The sequence below is a fragment of the Sphingopyxis panaciterrulae genome (genome assembly GCF_014199295.1).
GTDB classification, from domain to species: domain Bacteria; phylum Pseudomonadota; class Alphaproteobacteria; order Sphingomonadales; family Sphingomonadaceae; genus Sphingopyxis; species Sphingopyxis panaciterrulae.
Genome location: NZ_JACIJH010000002.1, coordinates 444,973 through 464,905, shown reverse-complemented (window position 1 = coordinate 464,905; position 19,933 = coordinate 444,973). Strand labels below are relative to the sequence as shown.

Annotated in this window: 15 protein-coding genes; 3 read left to right on the top strand and 12 right to left on the bottom strand. The window is 67.6% G+C overall.

Going from position 1 to position 19,933, the window contains the following annotated elements:
- Positions 1-58: 58 nt before the first annotated feature.
- The 7 genes from FHR21_RS06195 to FHR21_RS06165 form a co-directional block, all read right to left on the bottom strand.
- The gene (locus FHR21_RS06195) at positions 59-982 is read right to left on the bottom strand and encodes a GntR family transcriptional regulator (RefSeq protein WP_184096305.1); all 924 of its coding nucleotides are present in this window, start codon (positions 980-982) and stop codon (positions 59-61) included.
- A 209-nt stretch (positions 983-1,191) separates the two neighbouring features.
- Positions 1,192-3,336 carry a TonB-dependent siderophore receptor gene (locus FHR21_RS06190; RefSeq protein WP_184096303.1) on the bottom strand — a complete coding sequence of 715 codons (2,145 nt, stop codon included), beginning with the start codon at positions 3,334-3,336 and terminating at the stop codon, positions 1,192-1,194.
- 159 nt (positions 3,337-3,495) lie between these two features.
- The gene (locus FHR21_RS06185) at positions 3,496-5,109 is read right to left on the bottom strand and encodes a dipeptide ABC transporter ATP-binding protein (protein WP_184096301.1); all 1,614 of its coding nucleotides are present in this window, start codon (positions 5,107-5,109) and stop codon (positions 3,496-3,498) included.
- Complete coding sequence (locus FHR21_RS06180; RefSeq protein ID WP_184096300.1) at positions 5,106-5,915, bottom strand: ABC transporter permease; 810 nt, start codon at positions 5,913-5,915, stop codon at positions 5,106-5,108. The genes FHR21_RS06185 and FHR21_RS06180 overlap by 4 nt, the downstream gene beginning before the upstream one ends.
- On the bottom strand, positions 5,912-6,856 hold the full coding sequence (locus tag FHR21_RS06175) for an ABC transporter permease (RefSeq protein WP_184096298.1): 945 nt from the start codon (positions 6,854-6,856) through the stop codon (positions 5,912-5,914). The genes FHR21_RS06180 and FHR21_RS06175 overlap by 4 nt, the downstream gene beginning before the upstream one ends.
- On the bottom strand, positions 6,856-8,433 hold the full coding sequence (locus FHR21_RS06170; RefSeq protein WP_221235017.1) for an ABC transporter substrate-binding protein: 1,578 nt from the start codon (positions 8,431-8,433) through the stop codon (positions 6,856-6,858). Before FHR21_RS06170 ends, FHR21_RS06175 begins: the two co-directional genes overlap by 1 nt.
- A complete protein-coding gene (locus tag FHR21_RS06165) occupies positions 8,426-9,553 on the bottom strand; it encodes a C45 family autoproteolytic acyltransferase/hydrolase (RefSeq protein ID WP_184096296.1) in 1,128 nt (375 codons plus the stop codon). The genes FHR21_RS06170 and FHR21_RS06165 overlap by 8 nt, the downstream gene beginning before the upstream one ends.
- Positions 9,554-9,761: 208 nt before the next feature.
- Here FHR21_RS06165 and FHR21_RS06160 point away from each other — a divergent pair, with 208 nt between their 5' ends.
- From FHR21_RS06160 to FHR21_RS06150, 3 genes are read left to right on the top strand one after another with little or no spacing between them, the layout of a single operon-like run.
- Complete coding sequence (locus FHR21_RS06160; protein WP_184096294.1) at positions 9,762-11,471, top strand: tannase/feruloyl esterase family alpha/beta hydrolase; 1,710 nt, start codon at positions 9,762-9,764, stop codon at positions 11,469-11,471.
- A 6-nt stretch (positions 11,472-11,477) separates the two neighbouring features.
- Positions 11,478-14,039 carry an aconitate hydratase AcnA gene (gene acnA / locus FHR21_RS06155; protein WP_184096292.1) on the top strand — a complete coding sequence of 854 codons (2,562 nt, stop codon included), beginning with the start codon at positions 11,478-11,480 and terminating at the stop codon, positions 14,037-14,039.
- A gap of 27 nt (positions 14,040-14,066) precedes the next feature.
- Entirely contained in the window at positions 14,067-14,999 is a 933-nt protein-coding gene (locus FHR21_RS06150; RefSeq protein ID WP_184096290.1) for an ornithine cyclodeaminase family protein, read from the top strand.
- Positions 15,000-15,013: 14 nt separating this feature from the next.
- Here the strand turns inward: FHR21_RS06150 and FHR21_RS06145 are convergent, their stop codons facing one another.
- The 5 genes from FHR21_RS06145 to FHR21_RS06125 all read right to left on the bottom strand — a co-directional run bounded on the left by FHR21_RS06145 (position 15,014) and on the right by FHR21_RS06125 (position 19,933).
- Positions 15,014-16,060, bottom strand: coding sequence for an alpha/beta hydrolase (locus FHR21_RS06145; protein WP_184096288.1), 1,047 nt, complete (start codon positions 16,058-16,060; stop codon positions 15,014-15,016).
- A gap of 11 nt (positions 16,061-16,071) precedes the next feature.
- A complete protein-coding gene (locus FHR21_RS06140) occupies positions 16,072-17,046 on the bottom strand; it encodes a threonine/serine dehydratase (RefSeq protein WP_184096286.1) in 975 nt (324 codons plus the stop codon).
- 4 nt (positions 17,047-17,050) lie between these two features.
- Complete coding sequence (locus tag FHR21_RS06135) at positions 17,051-18,151, bottom strand: aminotransferase class I/II-fold pyridoxal phosphate-dependent enzyme (RefSeq protein WP_184096284.1); 1,101 nt, start codon at positions 18,149-18,151, stop codon at positions 17,051-17,053.
- A 34-nt stretch (positions 18,152-18,185) separates the two neighbouring features.
- Positions 18,186-18,953, bottom strand: coding sequence for a helix-turn-helix transcriptional regulator (locus FHR21_RS06130; protein WP_184096282.1), 768 nt, complete (start codon positions 18,951-18,953; stop codon positions 18,186-18,188).
- Positions 18,954-19,024: 71 nt separating this feature from the next.
- Positions 19,025-19,933 carry an EamA family transporter gene (locus tag FHR21_RS06125; RefSeq protein ID WP_338113079.1) on the bottom strand — a complete coding sequence of 303 codons (909 nt, stop codon included), beginning with the start codon at positions 19,931-19,933 and terminating at the stop codon, positions 19,025-19,027.

Sequence of the window (19,933 nt, the reverse complement as noted above, 5' to 3'; positions counted from 1 at the left end):
GTCCGCTATCCTGGAGAGAGATTGTATTGTTAAGTTTAAAAATGCAAGATCGAAATGATCAGCTAATCGTGGGCTCGACGTCCCTCGCGCTATCGAGATGGAGCTTCATCAGCGCGTGGGCGCGCAAATTCTTGCCTTCGGCCAGCGCGTCCATGATTTCGAGATGCTCGTCGATCGAGGCCTCGACCCGTTCCACGCCGTTGACCCACTGGATGTTGAGGAAGGAGCGCAGACGGTTCTGGCGCTGCACCGCGTCGAGCAGATAGCGATTGCCCGAGCAGCGGGCGAGTCCTTCGTGGAAATCGGAGTTGATCGCATAGAGCTCGACCGCCATCGTGTCGCGCCAGCGCAGCTTGCGGAAGGCCAGATGTTCGTCGCGGCTGCGATCGAGCCAGTCCAGATCGAGTTCGAAGCCCGGTTCGAGCAGGCCGGCTGGCTCGACGATGCTGCGAAAGGCGTAGCTGTCGGTCCGCGCGTCGGCCGAGTTGATGAGCTGCGCGAAGGACCAGCCGTTGCCGGGCTTGCGCTCGACGAGCCCCAGGTCGGCAAGCTGGCGCAGGACGCGCAGCGCGGTCGGCAGCTTGGTGTCGAAGATGCGCAGGATTTCCTGCTGGCTGCACTGGTCGGGAAGCACGCCCGAGTTGCGCGCCTCGGCGATCGCGATGAACAGCCGCTTGTCCTCCTCCTCCTCGGGATTGGCAAGGTCGAGGTCGGGAAGGGCCTTGATGGTATCGCGCAGCACATAGCCGCGATTGGCGCGCGATTCGACGACGCCCTGGTCGGCCAGGAGGCGCAGCGCGCCGCGAACCGGCGTACGCGAAACGTCGAATTGACGGCACAGGTCGAGCTCGACCAGATGATGTCCCGGCCCGGCCCCCTGTTCCTTGAGCATCCGTACGATGCGCGACGCGAGATCCGCCTGCAGGCGGCTGGCCCGCGGCGCGTCGCCTTCCTCGATCTTATGCGCCGCGGCGATGGGCATGGGGGCGATAGTTTCCTGAATCCGTTCTACAAAATTCGTCCTCTCGGGACTTGCGGGGGAGATTATACTCTTCGTGTCAATGATGCAATGGTAGCCGCTTAGCGCCTTATCGCCGCGGCGCTCCCCCAAAAGAAGAGAGCACGACCGGCGAAGCCGATCGTGCTCATGAGTGTCACGCCGCCGCAGGATTCCGGCGCGCGAGGAATCCGTCAGTATTGGACACTCAAGGAGAATTTCACCGTGCCCGGCAGCGCGGCGGCGAGCGAATTGCCGCCCACCGAAGCCCAATAGCGCTTGCCCGTGATGTTCTGGCCGTTCACGCGCGCGACCAGCTTGTGATCGCCGATGTCGAAGCTGTAGGACGCGCCGAGGTCATAGGTCGTATAGCCGCGCGTGAAGGCGACATTGTTCGCGTTCAATGCCTGGGTACCGGTATGATAGACGCCGCCTGTGACCTTCAGACCGGGATCGAGCCACGACGGCCGATATTCGCCGGCGAGCGACCATGTCCCCTTGGGCGTACCGTCGACGCGATTGCCCGCGATGCCAGGCTGGCCCCGATAGTGGGCGGAAAGGATCGTCGCCGTCGCATAGACTGCAAGGTCGGGCGTGACATAGCCGGTGATGCTGAGCTCGCCGCCCTCATAGACTTCACGGCCATTGGTGTAGAAATGCAGCGTGTCGGTGCCGGGCAGATTGGCGGCATAGGCCGCGCCGCGATCGATCTTGAAATAGGCGAGTTGGATCAGCAGGTCCGATTTGGGCTGAATCTTGAGGCCCGCCTCATATTGCTTGCTGTTCGTCGGCGGGAAGACTTCGGTCGCATTGTCGGTCGTCGACGGGGCCGCCGGCGTTTCCTCCAGACCCTCGATATAGGTGCCGTAGACGCTGGCCCAATCGACCGGCTTCAGCACCAGGCCCGCGGAATAGGAGGTCGGGCTGGCGGTATAGGGCGTCTTGGTGACGTTGTTGATCGACCCGTCATTCTTGTAGTCGCTCTTGCGAACGCCCGCGAGCACCTGGACGACATCGTAGAAATTCAGGCGGTTGAACAGGTAGATGCCCTTGTCGTCGATCTTCGACGCCGGGGGCAGCGCGCTATATTCGAGACCCGGATCCGGAATGAAGACCGGATTGGCAAAATTCTGATCGAACAAGGTGCGGATATTCGGCGACGATGCGAGCGTCCGGATCACGCGCGAAGCCCCGAGCAGGACTTCGTTGCTGATATCGTCGGTGAAATGGATCGTGCCGGCCAGTTCGGCGGCATAGTTGATGGTTTCGAATTCCGCCTGCTGCGCCGAGAAGCGAACGCGGCCCGCGCCATAGTCCGGGCTGGACGGGTCGAAGGAGGTCGTGAGATTTGCCGGTTGGAACTGCGGATTGTTACGCTTGCGCGACATGCGCGAGCGCCCCCAATAGGCGGTGAAATCCCAATCATCGGCGAAGTTGTAGACCGCCTTGCCGAGCAGGTTGAGTTCGTGCGTCCGGTTGAAGTCCCAATCCGCCGCGGCGATGTTGACGCGCGGATCGACAAGGCTGACATCGGGAATGTTCACCGACGTCGCGCCCGACGGTATGGTGAGCAGGAACAGCGCCGGCTCGACGATCGATTTTTCGAAATATTCGACGTCGGCGGTGATCGTCAGCCGGTCGGTCGGCTTGAAGTCGAAGGTTCCCGACGCGACGTAGCGGCTGCCCTGCGAATAATCGATGCCGGTGTCGAGATGCGCGGCGACGCCGTTCAGGCGATAGCCGAATGCCCCCATCGTATCGCCGACGTCGAGATGCGCGCCATAACCGCCGTTGGCATCGCCAAAGACATTGGCGAAATAGCTGAAATCGGGTGTCGCGCGCTTCATCGTCAGGTTGACGATGCCCGCAGGAGAAGAAAAGCCGTAATAGAGCGCCGATGCCCCCTTGAGCACTTCGACGCGATCCTTGTTCTCAAGCGGAAAGGCGGTCGCCGACAGCATGTTGAGCGCGCCGTCGAGACGGAAGTTGGTCTGCGTGTCCACCGCGATGCCGCGGACCGTCAGATTGTTGTAGGCGACCGGGCCGGTGCCGGTCGTCGAGACGCCGGCGGTGTTGCGCACGGCGTCGATCAGGTCGACCGCCTGCTGCGACTTCAGCACTTCCGAAGGAATGACCGATATGGTCAGCGGCACATCGAGAATCTTCGCGTTTCGAAAACTGCCCGACTGCACCGTGTCGGTGCCGAAGCGGTTCGCGCGATCGCCGGTGACGACGATTTCGCCATATCTGCCCTGCTCGTCCGTCTGGGCCGCGGTATCAGCGTCCGGCGCCGATTGCTGGGCCAGCGCCGGTGCGGCGAGCAGAATGCCCCCCATCATGGTGGTCCCGAGCAACATGATACGGCATTGTCTGGCAATCATTGTCTCATCCCCTTCTTGCTGGTTCGTCCCGCCCTGGCGGAGTCGCCATTTTTATGTCTTATTGCTGACGATAATGTCAGATTGCATTTTGTAAAGTGAAAAATACATTCTTGACAATCAGCTTGCCGAGCCCTCCGCGATCGCGAGGGCCGGCGATGCGGCCAGCAGGCGCCGGGTATAGTCGTGGCGCGGGTTCGCGAAGACCGCGGCGGTCGCGCCCTCCTCGACGATTCGGCCCTTTTCGAGGACCACGACGCGATCTGCGACCTGTTCGACGACGGCGAGGTCGTGGGTGACGAACAGGCAGGCGAAGCCGCGCTCGCGCTGCAGCGCCTGCAATAATTCGATCACCTGCTTCTGGATCGTCAGGTCGAGCGCCGAGACGGGCTCGTCGGCCACAACAAGCCGTGGCCGCGACACGATCGCGCGGGCGATGGCGACGCGCTGGCGCTGGCCGCCCGACATCTGATGCGGCCGCCGCCGTTCATAGCCCGCCAATCCGACTTCCTCGAGCGTGCGGGTCACGCGCTCGGCGCGCTCGGCCGCGGTCAGGCCGGGAACATGGCGCAGCGCCGCCCCGACGATCTCGCCGATCCGCAGATGCGGCGCGAGCGACGAGAAGGGGTCCTGGAACACGATCTGGGCGGCGCGGCGGAAATCACGTTCCTGGCGCCGATCCATCGCGGCGATATCGACCCCGTCGAAGCGGACCATGCCCCCCGCGAGTTCCTTCAGCCCGAGCGCGGCGCGGCCGAGCGTCGTCTTGCCCGAGCCGCTGGCGCCGACGAGCGCGACGATCTCGCCACTGCGCACCGCGATGTCGACGCCGTCGATCACCCGCTTGGGCGCGCCCGCGCCGAACAATCCCGGCTTGCCGCGATATTCGACCACCGCCTGCTCGATCGACAGCAGCACGTCGCCGCCACCGCCCGTGGCCCCGCCATCGCCGGGCCGCGGCAACGAGCCGACGAGCTTCGCCGTATAGGGATGTTTGGGAGCCGCGAGCACTTCGCGGGTTTGGCCGGCCTCGACCAGCACGCCCTTTTCGAGCACCAGCACGCGGTCGGTATATTGCGCGACGAGGCCTAGGTCGTGTGTGATGAGCAGCAGCGCGGTCCCCATCTCGCGCGTCAATGCGACCATCAGTTCGAGCACCTCGCGCTGGCTGAGCGTGTCGAGCGCAGTCGTCGGCTCGTCGGCGATCAGCAGCCGCGGTTCGAGCATCAGCACCGAGGCGAGCATGATACGCTGGCGCATCCCGCCGGAAAATTCGTGCGGATAAGCGGCGAGGCAGCGTTCGGGATCGGCGATCTGCACCCGCCGGAGCATGTCGATGCAGCGGCGCCGGATCTCAGCATCATCGAGCCGGCGGTGGAGCTTCAACCCCTCGGCGAGTTGCTTGCCGATCGTCAGCGCCGGGTTGAGCGAGGTCATCGGTTCCTGGAACACCATGCCGATGCCGGCACCGCGGATCGCGCGCAGGTCGCGTTCTTCCAGCGCCGTCAGTTCCTCTCCCTCGAAGCGGATCGAGCCCGCCGCGCGGTGGACGCCGGCGGCAAGCAGGCCGGGGATGGCCCGGGTTGCCATCGTCTTGCCGCTGCCCGATTCGCCGACGATCGCGAGCCGCTCGCCCGCCGCGACCTCGAAATCGAGTCCTTCGAGCAGCGGCGCGAGACCCGGCTGGTCGGCCTCGATGCGCAGACCGGAGACCTGAAGCAGAGCGTCGGTCATGCCGCATTCCTCGGGTCGAGGCGATCGCGCAGCGCGTCGCCGAGCATGTTGATGCCAAGCAGGGTCGCGACGATGCACAGGCCCGGCGCGATGCTGAGCCAGCTTGCGCTCGCCATATAGGGCCGCGCCGACGACAGCATATTGCCCCAGGTCGGTGCGGGCGCGGGTACGCCGACGCCGAGGAAGCTGAGCGCGCTTTCGGAAAGCACGACCCAGCCGAACAGGCTGGTCGCGATGATGAGCACCGGCGGCAGCGCATTGGGCAGCACATAACGCCAGACGGTATAGAGCGGGCCATCGCCGGCAGCGCGCGAAGCCTCGACATATTCGCGCTCGCGGATCGAGAGGGCTGCGGCGCGCACGACGCGGACGACCGACGGCAGATAGGCGATGGACAGCGCGATGACGATGCTGTGCCGGCTCTGCCCGAGCACCGCGATCAGCGACAGCGCGAGCAGGATGCCCGGAAAGGCGAGCAGGGCGTCGCTGAAGGTCATCAATATGCGGTCGGTCCAGCCGCGCAGGAAGCCCGAGGCGAGCCCGACGATGAGCCCGGCGAGGACGGTAAGCGCGACCGTCTGGAGCGCGATGAAGGCGCTGATCCGCGCGCCCAGCATCGCGCGCGCGGCGACGTCGCGGCCGAACTGGTCGGTGCCGAGCCAATGCGCCCACGAGGGCGGCGCGAGCACATTGTCGAGATCGATCGCGAGCGGATCATAGGGCAGCCAGACGAAGCCGGTGAGGATGACCAGCAGCAGCAGCCCGACGAGCCCGAAGCCGAGATATTGGTGCGCCCGTCCCCTCATGACACGGTCACCCGCGGATCGAAGAGTGGATAGAGGATATCGACGAGCAGGTTGACGAGGACATAGAGCGTCGCGGTGAACAGCAGACAGCCCTGCACCACCGGATAATCGCGCGCGAGCACCGAATCGACCATCAGCCGCCCGAGCCCCGGCAGGGTGAACACCGTCTCGATCACCGCGATGCCGCCGAACAGTCGCCCGAGCGTCAGCCCGACCAGCGTCAGGGTCGGCGCGAAGGCGTTGGGAAAGACGTGGCGCATCAGCACCGTACGTTCGGAAAGCCCCTTGGCGCGGGCATGGGTGACATAGTCGAGCCGCAACACGTCGATCGTGCTCGACCGCATCATCCGCGTCAGCACCCCGGTTTCGGAAATGGTCAGCGTCACGATCGGCAGGACCAGGAACAGCACCGCGCCGAGCGCATCCTCCGAGAAGGGGACATAGCCGACCACCGGCAGCCATTGCAGCATCACGCCGAAGACGAGCAGCAGGACAAGCCCGAGCCAGAAGCTGGGCACCGCGAGCACGAAGCTGGCCATGCCGAGCACGGCGAGATCGAGGCGGCTGTTCTGGCGCCACGCGGCGAGCAGGCCGAAAGTCACGGCGATCAGGGTCGCGAGGCCGACCGAGATCAGGACGACCACAGCCGTCAGTTGAAAGCGCGACAGGATCAGCGCGCCGACCGGCTCTCCGGTGATCGCCGAATTGCCGAGGTCGCCGCCCAGGCTGCGGCCGAGCCAGGTCGCGAACTGCACCGGAACCGCCTCATCGAGCCCGAGCTCGGTGCGCAACGACGCGATCGCCTCGGGCGACGCGCCCTCGCCCAGCATCACCTGCGCGGGATCGCCGGGAATGAGCCGGACGAGAAGGAACACCGCGAGCGCGACGAGAAAGAGGGTCGGAATGGCGAGCAGCAGCCGCTTGAAGATATAGGTCAGCATCAGCGCGCCTCCCGCGCGACGTTCCACAGCCGCTGCGTCTGTCCCGGCCAGTTGCGATAGCCGGTGACCCGATCGCGCAGCGCGGTGACGCGGTGCGTATTATAGAGGATGATCGCGGGCACCTCGGCGCGGAACCGCCGTTCGAGCGCGTCGAAAATCCGCTGGCGCGCCGCGGGATCGGCGGTCGCGATCGACTGGCGGAGCAGCGCGTGCGCCTCCGGCGTATCCCATGCCTTGCGCGGTTCCTCGCGCTTGTCGCCGATCAGCACGCCATAGGTCAGCGACGGATCGAGCCGCGCCGAGAAGCCGAACACCATCGCCTGGTAATTGCCGTTCGTATAGCGCGCGAGCTGGCTCGCCCAGTCGATCGTCTCGACCTCGATGTTGATGCCCGCGTCGCGCGCCATCGCCTGGATCAGGATCGCCGCGTCGTACATTTCGGGCGGACTGTGGCTCGTCGCCAGCCGGATAGGCTGACCCTTGTAGCCGGCCTCCTTCGCGAGCGCCCGCGCGGCCGCGAGGTCGCGTTTGATCAGGGGGCGCTGGACCGCGCCGAAAAAGGGGCTTGCGGTGGGGATCGGCGAGCTGTCGGCGCTGCCCGTGCCGTGAGTGACGACGCGCGTCAGAGCGCCGACGTCGATGCTGAGCGCGATCGCGCGGCGCAGGCGCGGATCGGCAAGCAGCGGGTCCTTGACCTGGAACAGCACGCCATAGAAATCGAGCGATGGCGCCGACGACAAATGGATGCCCGGAACCCCGGTGACATTGGCCAGTTCGTTCGGCGCCAGCGCATCGAGCACGTCGAGGCTGCCGCGCACCAGCGCCGCCGCCGCCGCCGATCCGTCGGGGATGACCGAAAAGCGGACGCGGTCGACCAGCGCCTGCTTGCCGCCGCCGATCCCGTCGGGCGCGCCGGGAAGCGAGCGGTATCCGTCGAAACGCGGCAAGTCGATAAATTGCTTGTGCCGCCATTCGCCCCAGCGAAAGGGACCGGTGCCGATCGGATAGCGCCAGCGACCAGCGGCGTCGACCGAATCGCGGTGGACGATGCCGGTGCCGCCGCAATCGAGCCGCGCCAGTTCGGCCAGGAACAGCGGTGCCGCCTGTTCCAGCCGGACCTCGACCATATCGCGGCCGTCCGCGCGAACGGATTCGACCGGCGCGACGCCGCCGTGCGACAGATCGGCCTTGCAGCGCCAGCGGCTGTCGGGCGCGAGATAGCGGTTCAGCGACCAGACGACGGCGGCGGCGGTCAGCGGCGCGCCATTGTGAAAGCGGACCCCGTCGCGCAGGTGAAAGCGATAGGTCCGGCCGTCGGGCGACACCGTCCAGCGGTCGGCGAGCATCGGGCCGACCGACCCGTCCTCGCGCGCCGCCACCAGCCCTTCGACCACGTGCAGGATGACGGCGTCGGTGTTCGCGTCGCGCTTCATGCCCGGATCGGACGAGATGATGTCGGCGTTGAGCCTGGCGCGCAGCACGCTGCCCTCGGGTTCGGGCGCCGCGGGCGAGCAAGCCGAAAGCAGCGCCGCCATAGCGGCCGCGCCCAGAACCAGCGCGCGACGGATGCTAGGCATCGGCCGCTTCGGCCGACAGGGCGTAACGCCGATAGTCGGCGCCCTGCGATGGCGTCATCGCAATCTCCATCTCGCCGAGCGCGGGCCGCATCAGGATCGAGGCGACCGTGGCGGTGGTTCCGGTGAGTGAGGAAGGCCGCGGCGGCACGCAGATCGACAGCGGCGAGCCCGCATCGTCGAGGAGCACCGCGCGCACCTCCTCCATCCCGATCACCGGCGAGGCGGCGAGCAGGCGCCGCGCGCGCTGATCGCGCCAGAAGCTGCAGGGCGAACCGGAGATGCCGGTTTCGCGCAACTTGGCGAGCGCGACCGGGCTGAGCCAGTGGTTGGAGTGAACGAGCACGCCATCGCTCGGTTCTACCACGAAAGTCTCGTCAGGCGCGCATTCGAGGTCGTGGACGATGCCGGTTCCGGCATGGCTGAGCGCGAGATTGTTCGACGCCGACTTGGCGGTCGAATAGATGGCGTCGAAGGCGAGCGAGGGATTGTCCTGCTGAAGCACCTTGCGCCGGATCAGCGCGAGCGGCACGCCGATCTGCGTATAGTCGCGCTCGCATTCCAGATAGTTGCCGGTGACGGCGATCCCCGCACCGTTGAAGCCGAAGCGCGCGAGCGTGCCGGCCTCTGTAAAGGTCAATATGTCGGGGCCGCCGTCGCCACGGACGCGAAGCACGACGCAGGTTTCGGCGCAACTCGCCTTCCAGTCCCAGTTGTGCGCGTGGATCAGCGTTCCGTCGGGCGTCCGTTCGGGCTGCACGATGATCGTCGTGCAGCCGTCGGCGCCGCGCTCCGCGAGCAACCCCCGGCGCAGCGCAGGATTTCCCGCCATCTTGAGCAGCTCGGTGCGCGCGTTGAGTAGCAGGATATGCGCGAAGGGAACATCGGCCCCTTCGGCGATGCCGCGCATTTCCTCGACATGATCCGCATCGAAATCGGCGATGCGCGGCACATAGGCTTCGGCCAGTTCGGCGACCGATGCCTCGGCCAGCCCCGATGCCGCCATCTGGTTCAGATAATGCTTGACCCCTCGCCGGATTTCCGGCTCCGCTGCCACGCCGTAGCGGAGTCCGCGGTCGCGGGGCGGACCCCAGATTTCGATGAGTCGGCACGCTGCAGCCATGGACGTCAACACCCCTTTCCTGTGGACGGCGAATCGGTAGCACTGTTTTGCTGAATTTAAAAAGACAAAATTGGCTTTCCCGAATTTCAGCCATTTTCGGTCTCATAGCCTTCCGCTCGCGGCATAGGTATTGTATTTTAAAAGACATTGATACATAATAGATCGGCAGAGCCTGGCCGGTCGGCGGGCGGTGACGAGGGGAGTGTCGATGGGAATGAAGAGCGAAACGCGACGATCGCTGGCGGGTCGTTGCAGACGCATCGGCGTCGCCCTCGCCTGCCTCCTCGGCGCCCAGGCTCTTCCCGCTACGGCGGCTGCGCCGGGGGACTGCGCGGCGCTCAGGACGCTCGACATTCCGAATGTCGAAATCCGCATCGCCAAGGTCGTTGAGGGCAGCTACACCGAGGATGTATCGGTGGGGCGTCCGATGCGGACCTATGACAATCTTCCCGCCTTCTGCCGCGTCTATGGCTTCGCGCGACCGGTGCCCGAATCCCGGATCGGATTCGAGGTGTGGATGCCGATGAAGGGATGGACCGGGCGCCTGCACATGATCGGCGGCGGCGCCTATGTCTCCAACATTTCCTATGAGGAGATGATCCCGCGGCTGACCGACGGCGAGGTCGCGGTCGGCACCGATACCGGGCATAGCGGCACCGACCTGATCTTCGGCTGGAACCACCGCGACCGTATCATCGATTTCGGCTATCGCGCCGTCCATGAATCGGTCGTCGCTGCAAAGGCGGTCACCGCCGCCTTCTATGGCGAGTCGGCGAAATGGAGCTATTTCAGCGGCTGTTCAACCGGCGGCTATCAGGGACTGAGCGAAGCGCAGCGCTATCCCGACGATTTCGACGGCATCATTTCCTGCGCGCCGGGGAACAACCGCACCAACCTGACGCTCGCATTCCTCTGGAACTATCTGGCCAACCATCGGCCCGGCGACGACAGTCGGCAGATCCTGTCGAACGACGACCTTCGGTTCCTCAACCGCCAGGTCGTCGCGGCCTGCGACACGATCGACGGCGTCGCCGATGGGGTCATCGCCTATCCGCCCGCATGTCGTTTCGACATCGCCACGCTTGCCTGCCGCGGCGAGGCGAAAGCCGGCACCTGCCTGACGCAGGAACAGGTCGAAGCAGCCCGGAAAATCTATGCCGGGCCGAAACACGCCCGCACCGGCGAGCAGCTCTATCCCGGCTATCCGTTCGGCAGCGAGGGCGTGGTGCCCGATGCGCATGCCACCAGGCCCGGCTGGTCGGGCTATTGGTCCGAAACCGCGAATCCGGGCGAGCCGTCGCGCGCGGACATGCTCCGTTACTGGGTGTTCAACGACCCGAAGTGGAACTGGTGGACGTTCGATTGGGCCGCCGACGTCGATGCGATGCACCGGCGCCTGGCACCGATCTTCGACGCGGTCGACCCCAACCTCGAACGGTTCGCGACGAGCGGCGGCAAGATGATGATGGTGATGGGCTGGCTCGATCCGGTCGGTTCGCCGATCGAGGCGATCAACTATTATGAGCAGGTCGAGGCGCTGGGCCGCGGCGAGACCGTCGCCGAACGCCGCGCCGACACGCAGCACTTCCTGCGCCTCTATATGGTGCCCGGCATGGGGCACTCGGCCGAGGGGCCGGGCGCGACGCATTTCTCTTCCTCGACGCGCGATTCGGTGCCGCCGGTCAGCGACGCGACGCATGACGTGAAAGCAGCGCTTTATGCCTGGGTCGAAAAGGGCGAAGCGCCGGGCGCGCTGATCGCGACCCGGTATGTCGACGATGGGGTCGACCATGCCCCCGGTACGGCGCCGATCGCCTTTCAGCGGCCGGTTTGCGTCTATCCCGAGCGGCCGGTCTATCGCGGCGGGCCGACCGAGAAGGCAAGCAGCTTCGCCTGCGAAAATCCCCCGCACGACTGAGGTTCCATGTCCTCGACCGTCATCAAAAGCCGCGGGCGGCGCTATCGCATCGTCGACCTGGAGGCGCTCGGCGCCGCACGGTTGCCGGTCGTCCATCGCATCCTGCTCGAAAATTTGCTGCGCCGCGGCGGCGGCGATCCGGACATAATCGCCGGCTGGCTGACAACCGGCGCCAGCACCGCCGAGATTCCCTTCTGGCCGACGCGGATCATGATGCACGACACGACGTGCGGCCCGGCGCTCGTCGACCTCGCCGCGGCGCGATCGGTGCTGGCGGCGGCCGGCGCCGACCCCGCGCGGCTGGGCCCGGTGGTGCCGGTCGACGTATCGACCGACCACAGCATCGCGGTCGACGTCTTCGGCCGCCGCGGCGCCGATGCGGAGAATATGGCGCGCGAGATGGCGCGCAACGCCGAACGCTTCGCCTTCATGAAATGGGGCGCCGCGGTGCTCGACGGTTTCACCGTGCACCCGCCGGGCACGGGAATCATGCACACGATCAACCTCGAACGTCTCGCGAGCGTCGTCACGACCGAAGAGCGCGACGGCGAATGCTGGGCGCTGCCCGACACGCTGATCGGCACCGACAGCCATACACCGATGGTGGGCGGCATCGGCGTGCTCGGCTGGGGGGTCGGCGGGCTCGAGGCCGAAAGCGTGATGCTCGGCGCGCCGGTGATGCTGCGCGTCCCCGAGGTCGTTGGAGTAAGGCTGTTCGGGCGGCTGCGCGAAGGAGTGACCGCGACCGATCTCGCGCTCCACGTCACCCACCGGTTGCGGCAGATTCGCCTGGCGGGACGCTTCGTCGAATTTTTCGGTCCCGGCGTAGCGACGCTCTCGGCGGGCGAGCGCGCGGTGGTTGCCAACATGGCCCCCGAATATGGATCGTCGACCGGATATTTCCCGGTCGATGACGCAACGCTGACCTATTTGCGCGAGACGGGGCGAAGCGAGGAGCAGGTCGCGCTGGTTCGCGACGCCACCCGCGCGGCAGGGCTGTGGTTCGACCCCGAGGCCGCTCCCGTCTATGCCGAGACGGTCGCAATCGACCTCGGCGCGATCTCCCTGTCGCTCGCAGGACCGCGTCGGCCGCAGGATCTGGTCGCGCCGGGCGATCTTCCCACGCTGCTCGGCGGTCCCGGCCTGCGCACGCCGGGCTTGCCCGCACGCCCGGTCGCGTTGGCCGCGATCACTAGCTGCACCAACACCTCCGACCCGCGCCAGTTGATCGCCGCCGGGCTCGTCGCCCGCAACGCCCGCGCGCTCGGGCTGACCGTGCCGGACTGGGTCAAGACCTCGCTGGCGCCCGGATCGCCGACCGCCGAGCGCCTGCTGACCCGAGCCGGGCTGATGGACGATCTGGAAGCGCTCGGCTTCGCGATCACCGGCTATGGCTGCACCGTGTGCATCGGCAATTCGGGGCCGCTGACTTCAGCCGTCGAGGCGGCGATGGCGGCGGGCCATGTCGAGCCCGTCGCGCTGCTTTCGGGCAATCGCAATTTCCCCGGCCGCGTCCATTCGCGCATCCGCGACGCTTTTCTGACCTCGCCCGCGCTCGTCGTCGCCTTTGCGCTGGCGGGCGATGCCGCCATCGACATCGTGCGCGACCGGATCGCGACGACCACCGACGGGCGCGCGGTGCGGCTCGCCGACCTGTGGCCACGCGGCGGCGAGATCGATGCCGTAGCCGCCAAGGCGATGCGCGCCGGCGATTATGCCGAATGCTATGCGTCGGCCGAAGCAAGCGCGGCGTGGCGCGACCTTGCAGCGCCGGCGGCGCCGGTCTTTCCCTGGGATCCCGCCTCGACCTATCTGCGACCGCCGCCCTTCGTGCGCGCCGACGGCGGCGCGCGGCTGGGCCGCTATCGGGCAGCACCGCTGCTCGTGCTCGGTGACGACGTCACCACCGACCACATATCCCCCGCGGGCGCGATCCCCGTCGATAGCGAAGCCGCGCGCTGGCTGATCGCGCACGGCGCCGACCCTGCCGACCTCAACGTCTTTTCGTCGCGCCGCGGCAATTGGGAGGTGATGCTGCGCGGGCTGTTCACCAACCCCAATGTCCGCAACCTGCTGGACGAAGCGGTCCCGGCGGGAAGCACGATCCACGCGCCGAGCGGCGACATTCTGCCGCTGTGGCAGGCCGCGGGGCGCTATGCGGACGCGGGCGAATCGCTCGTCCTTGTCGCCGGCGAACGGTACGGCACCGGATCGTCGCGCGACTGGGCGGCGAAGGGCGCGGCGCTGCTCGGCGTGCGCGCGGTGCTCGCGGCGGGCTTCGAGCGCATCCATCGCTCCAACCTCGTCAACATGGGCCTGCTGCCGCTCGTCCTGCCCGCGAACCGGCATCCCGAGCGGCTCGCGCTGCGGCCCGGAGACAGGATCGAGATCGACGCCGAGGCTGAGGCGCTAGCGCCGCGCGCGCCGATCGCGGTTGCCATCGCGCGCGCCGATGGTCGCACCGAGACCTTCACCGCGCGGGCCGAGGTCGAGACCGAGATGGAAGTGGAAACCTTGCGCGCCGGTGGGATCATTCCGCTGATCCTGCGGCGTTATCTGGCGGGCTGACCGCCCCGAACGAAGAAAAGACGACCCATGCAGATCATCGAACTCGACCGGATTCTGGCCGCCATCGACCGCGACGCCATCGTCGCCGCGCTGGAAAACGGATTTCGCAGCTATAGCGCGGGCAAAGTCCAGCTCTCGCCGGTCGGCTATCTGGATCTCGGCGGCGGCGGCGATTGCCACATCAAGGCGGCGCTGGCCGACGCCGAGCCTTTCTTCGCCGCCAAATTCGTGAACGGCGTCCCCGCCAATCGCGCGCGCGGCCTGCCGGTGCAGGACGGTGTCGTGATCCTGTCGAATGCCGAAACCGGCGCGATCGAAGCCATCCTGCACGATCGCGGCGAACTGACCGAATTGCGCACCGCGCTGGCCGGTGTCGCGGCCGCGCGGCTGATCGCCAAGCCGGGCAGCCGCATTCTGGGCGTCGTCGGCACCGGCGGCCAGGCGCAGCGGCAGGCCGAAGCGGTCGCCGACGCGCTCGGCATCGCGCGTGCCGACGTGCTGATCGCCGGGCGGCGGCCCGAGGCGGCGCGGGCGCTTGCGGAGACGATCGGCGGCGCGGCGACGTCGATCGAGGATTTATGCGCGCGCGCCGACATCATCGTCACCGCGACCTCGTCACGCGAGATACTGATCGCCCGCAACTGGGTCCGGCCGGGCTCGCGGATCGTCGCCGTCGGCGCCGACGCGCCGGGCAAGCGCGAGTTGGACCCGGCGATCCTCGCCTCGGCCACGGTCATCGTCGATTCGGTGGATCAATGCGTCGATCATGGCGAGACCGGCTGGGCGGTGCGCGCCGGGCTGATCGACCCGGCGGCGGTCCGGGAGCTCGGTCTGCTGCTCGGCACTCCGCAGGATTTCGGCGACGGCGAAACGGTCGTGGTCGACCTGACCGGCATCGCCGTTCAGGATCTGGCGATCGCCAAAGCGGTGTGGACCGCCATCAGGGAGCGCGCCGCCTGACGGCCCCTCTGCCGTCACTCCTGTTGCGCAAGACGATCGAAAAAGGCGAAGGAGCGCGCGAGCGCGTCGCGGCTGTCGCGGCGCGTCGCATCGGGCGTCGCCCCCAGAAAGCCATGCTCCGACCCCGGCAGGGCGACGAGATCGACCCGCGCGCCCGCCGCGCGCATCCGCGCCGCCATCGCTTCGGACTGGCGGATCGGGACGGTCGTGTCGGCCGTGCCGTGGATCAGCAGCATCGGCGGCGTCGCCTTCGACACATAGGCGATGGGGCTCGCGGCGGCGGCCGCGGCCGCGCAGCGGTCGGGCTCGCAGCCGAGCACGCGTTCGCGCATTTCGGGGCCGAGCGCGCTGCCCTGCGGCTCGCCCGCGTCCGCAAGGTCGAAGGCACCGTACCAGATGACCGCGCCCTGCGCGCAATCGGACTGCGGTAGCGGCCGTGCGGCCTTGGCCAGCGAACCCGGCAGCCGGCCCGTCGACGCCGGCGGATCGAAGGCCGCGACGCCGCAGCTTGCCGCCGCGAGCGCGGCGAGATGCCCTCCCGCCGATCCGCCCCACAGATAGACGCGCGCGGGGTCGATGCCGAAGGCCGCGCTCTGGCTGCGCAGATAGCGGATCGCCGCCTTCACATCCTGCACCTGCGCCGGGAAACGCGCCTCGCCGGTCAGCCGATAGTCGACCGAGGCGACGACGAACCCGCGCGCCGCGAGCGACGCGAGCACCGCGGGCCAGTCCGCGAAGGCGCCCGACTGGCGCGCGTCGCCGCGCTGCCAGCCGCCGCCATGAACCCAGAGGACCAGCGGCCGCGGCGCCACGCGGTCACGGTCGGCGTGGAGATAGAGGTCGAGCTGGAGCGGACGGTAGCCGGTGTAGTTGGCGAATTCGACATGCGGCCGCACGACGATGCCGCCCGGATAGGCGGCTTCGAGCACGGGGAAAGGATCGGCGCGGTTCGTCTTCGCCAGAACCTCCGCCGTCTCGGCCGACGGCGTGGTCGCCGCGACCGCCGCGCAGGCGGCAAGGCCAATCAGTCCCAGGCCCGCGCTCCAAATCGCTCGCGCCATCGCTCTCTCCTTCAATCCCCGGCCAGCCGCATCGCCTGCTGGAACAGGTCGAGCGCGATGTTGCGGCCGCACAGTACCGCCGCGACCTTCTGCCCGCGATAGCGTTCGGCCGCCTGGACCAGCCCCGCGACCGCGACTCCCGCCGCGCCTTCGACCATCCAGCGCTCGCCGATCGCGATCCGGCGCATCGCGCGGGCGATCTCGACTTCCGACACGGTCAGCATCTCGTCGATCACCGCCCGGCACACCGGGAAGGTCACCGATCCCGGCTCGACCGCGCCGGTCGAGGCTTCGGACAGGGTTTCGCGCTCAGGCGTCGCGACGATCTCGCCCGCCGCGATCGAATCGCGCATGCAGGTCGACGCCTCGGGCCAGACCCCAACGATGCGCGTCTGCGGCGACAGCGTCTTGATCGCGGCCCCGACGCCGCCGATCAGCCCGCCGCCGCCGACGCAGACGAAGACCGCGTCGAGATCGGGCGCCTGGCGCGCGAGTTCTATTCCCAGCGTTCCCTGCCCCGCCATCGTTTCGATGTCGTTATAGGGCGCGACATAGGCCTTGCCCTGCACCTTGGCCTGCCGCCGCGCCTCGAGCTCGGCATCGAGCGGCGCGCCTTCGACGAAGACCAGTTCTGCGCCAAAGGAACGGATCGCCGCGAGCTTCGCCGCCGGCGCGGAGGGGACGACGTAGACGGTGACCGGACAGCCCGCGAGCGCCCCCGCGCGCGCGGCGCCGAGGCCGTGGTTGCCCGTCGATGCGGTGAGGACGCCGCGCGCGCGCTCGGCGTCGGTCAGCGTACGGATCTTGTTCGTCGCGCCGCGGATCTTGAAGGTTCCGGTCGGCTGAAGATGGTCGGCCTTCAGCCAGACGTCGGCCCCCAACTCGTCCGAAAGCATCCGGCTGCGATCGAGCGGCGTTTCGATCACCTGCGGCCGGATGCCGCGATCGGCCTCTTCGATGCGGGCGAATAGCGGTGCGAGATCCATCGCCCTATCCTTTCAACGCCGCCGAAATGCCGGCGAGGCCGCCTTCGAGCTCATCGGCGGTCGGCCAGGCGAAGCCCAGGCGGAAATAGCGATCGGGCATCTCGAACCAGTGGCCGGGGCCGACATAAGTGCCATGCTCCTCCAGCAGACGACGGTAGAAGGCGTCGGTCCCGCCCGGCGGATCGGCGACCATGCGCGGAAAGGCGACGACACCGCCCGCCGGACGCACCCATTCGAGCATCGGTTCACCCGCGATCCATTCGGCCACCCGGTCGAGCCGGCGGCGCCATTCGGCAAGCGTCGGCGTCAGGAAAGCATCGCGCTGCGCGAGAATCTGCTCCGCCACCCATTCGTTGATCACGCTGCCGCAGATGCTGATCTGTTCCTTCGCCGCCAGAAATTGCTCCATCAGCGCGGGCGAACGGTTGATGACCCAGCCGACGCGGATGCCGGGAACCCCGAACGCCTTCGACAGCGAGGCGACGCCGATGACATGGTCGCCGAGCGAGGCGGCGAGCGGCAGCTTCGCGGTCAGCGCCAGATCGCGATAGGTTTCGTCGACCAGCAGCAGGCAGCCGCGCTCCTTCGCGAAGGCAACGAGGCGGTCCAGATCGGCCGCGCTCATCATCGTGCCGGTCGGATTGTGCGGGCAGGTGACGCTGATCAGGCGCGTGCGCGGGGTCACCGCCGCCGCGAGCCGGTCGAAGTCGAGCGCGAAGCCCTGCTCGAATTCGAGATCGACGAGGCTGATCGCGCAGCCGATCGCGCGCGGCGTTTCCAGATTGGTCGCATAGTTGGGCTTGACGACGACGAGGTGATCGTCCGGCCCGAGCAACGCGGTCGCGATGATGAACAGCGCGCCCGCGGCACCGCCGGTAATCAGCACATCGTCGATGCCGAGCCCCGGCATATCTTCGAGAACCAGCTCGCGCAGCCGCTCACTGCCGCGATGCTCGCCATAAAGAAGGGTGAGGTCGGGGACGGTCAGGCCGAGGCTGCCGAGCGACTGGTCGGCGATCGAGCTTTCGGACAGATTGTAGCGAATCTTGCCATAGCCATATTCTTCAGGCGATTCGACCTCGATCGGCATTCTCACATAGCGCATCTTGAATTCCCCAGACTGAAAAGCCGATTGTCGGTCAGGCGGGCCTGCGATCCCATCCCCCCAAGGAGGGGGATGGGTGCGCGAGCGAGAAGAGTTCGGCGAGCGAGGCGATGCCGAGCTTGCGGAAGATGGCCTTGCGGTGATCCTTGACCGTGTGGCGGCTGAGCGACAGCCGCAGCGCCACCGCCTCGGTCGAGCAGCCGCGGAGTAGCAGGTCGCGCACCTCTGCCTCGCGCGGCGTGAGCGGGGCGCGGGCCGGTGCCGGTCGACGAGCGAAGTGGGCGTGGCGCTCGAAGGCAGCGGCAACCGGCCACCCCATCGCCGCCAGCGTATCGAGCAGCGCGGCGGGCGCGGCATCCCGCCGCCGGGCACGATAGAGGCCGATCTCGACGACGGCGCCGCCGAGGGGGACATGCAGCGCGATTTCCTCCTGCCGCCGCGGCCAGCCGACCGTCCGATAGCCAAGTTCTTCGTCGGGGGCCCGGACGACATCGCGTCCGACCGGCGGCGGCGCGGCGCGGCTGGCGAAATCGCGCGCCCGCAGCGCGCGGGGTCCGCGTCCGTCCGCGATCATCGGATTGATGCGGCGCGTCGCGCGGACATAGGTTTCCACCCCGCTCCGCCCGTCGACGCGGTCGAAATTGTCGAACAGCAGCTCGGCCCGGTGCGCGTCGCGATGCAGGATCAGCGCCGCGAGGTCGAAGCCGGTGAAGGCGCAGAAGGCCGCGGCGGTGCGCGCAACGAAATCGGGCTCGCCGATCGCGCCGATGATATGGCCCAATGCGGCGTCGGACGTTTCCATATCGGCCTCTCTCGATCAGGCGGCTTCGAAGGAAATGTACTACTTCACCCAATAGAACATTGCAATTGCCGTCATTCGGCCGCCGCTCCCGAACGCGCCGCGGTCACGGCGCAGCCGGCGGAGGCGACGATGATGCAGGCGATGGCGATCCATTGCGCCGCGCTCAGCCGCTCGCCGAGGATGACGAAACCCGCAAGCGCGGCGGCGGCCGGATAGAGGCTGAGCAGCAGGCCCACGACCGGCGCGGGCAGATGCCCCATCGCCTTCATTTCGAGCGAATAGGGCAAGGCGCTGGAAAGGCACGCCACCGCAAGGCCGATGAGCAGAATCGTCGGCGTGAAGAGCGCGGCGCCCGCCGACGCCAGGCCAAAGGGCATCGTCAGCAGCATCGCGATCGCCATGCCCCACGCGACCGCATCGCCGCCGAGCGCCCGCGATATCCGCGTCCCGAACAGGATGTAGAACGCCCAGCACGCCGCCGCTCCGGCTGCGAGCAGAAGGCCGAGCGGGTCGAGATGGCTGTCAGCCCGGATCGGGACGAGCAGCAACAGGCCCAGGACGGCTGCGGCCAGCCAGAGCCGATCGACCGCGCGCCGCGAGCCCGTCAATGCGACCGCGAGCGGCCCCAATATCTCGATGCCCGTCGCGATGCCGATGGGGATTCGCGCAAAGGCCTGATAGATCAGCAGGTTCATCAGCCCGAGCATCGCGCCATAGCCGAGCAATGCCGGCAGCAGCGCCGGGGCGACCCGCCGGCGCCAGGGGCGGAGCAGAGCGGCGAGGAGCAGCGCCGACAGCGCGATGCGGATCGCCGTCACGCCGAGCGCGCCGACGAGCGGAAAGATCAGCTTGGCCAGCGCCGCACCGATATTCTGCACGACCAGCGACGACAGCAGCGCCGCGACGCCGATGGCGACAGGACGGCCGGACGGCACCCGTTCGCTGGCAATCATGTTCGCGAGGCCCCGGTCATCCGGCAC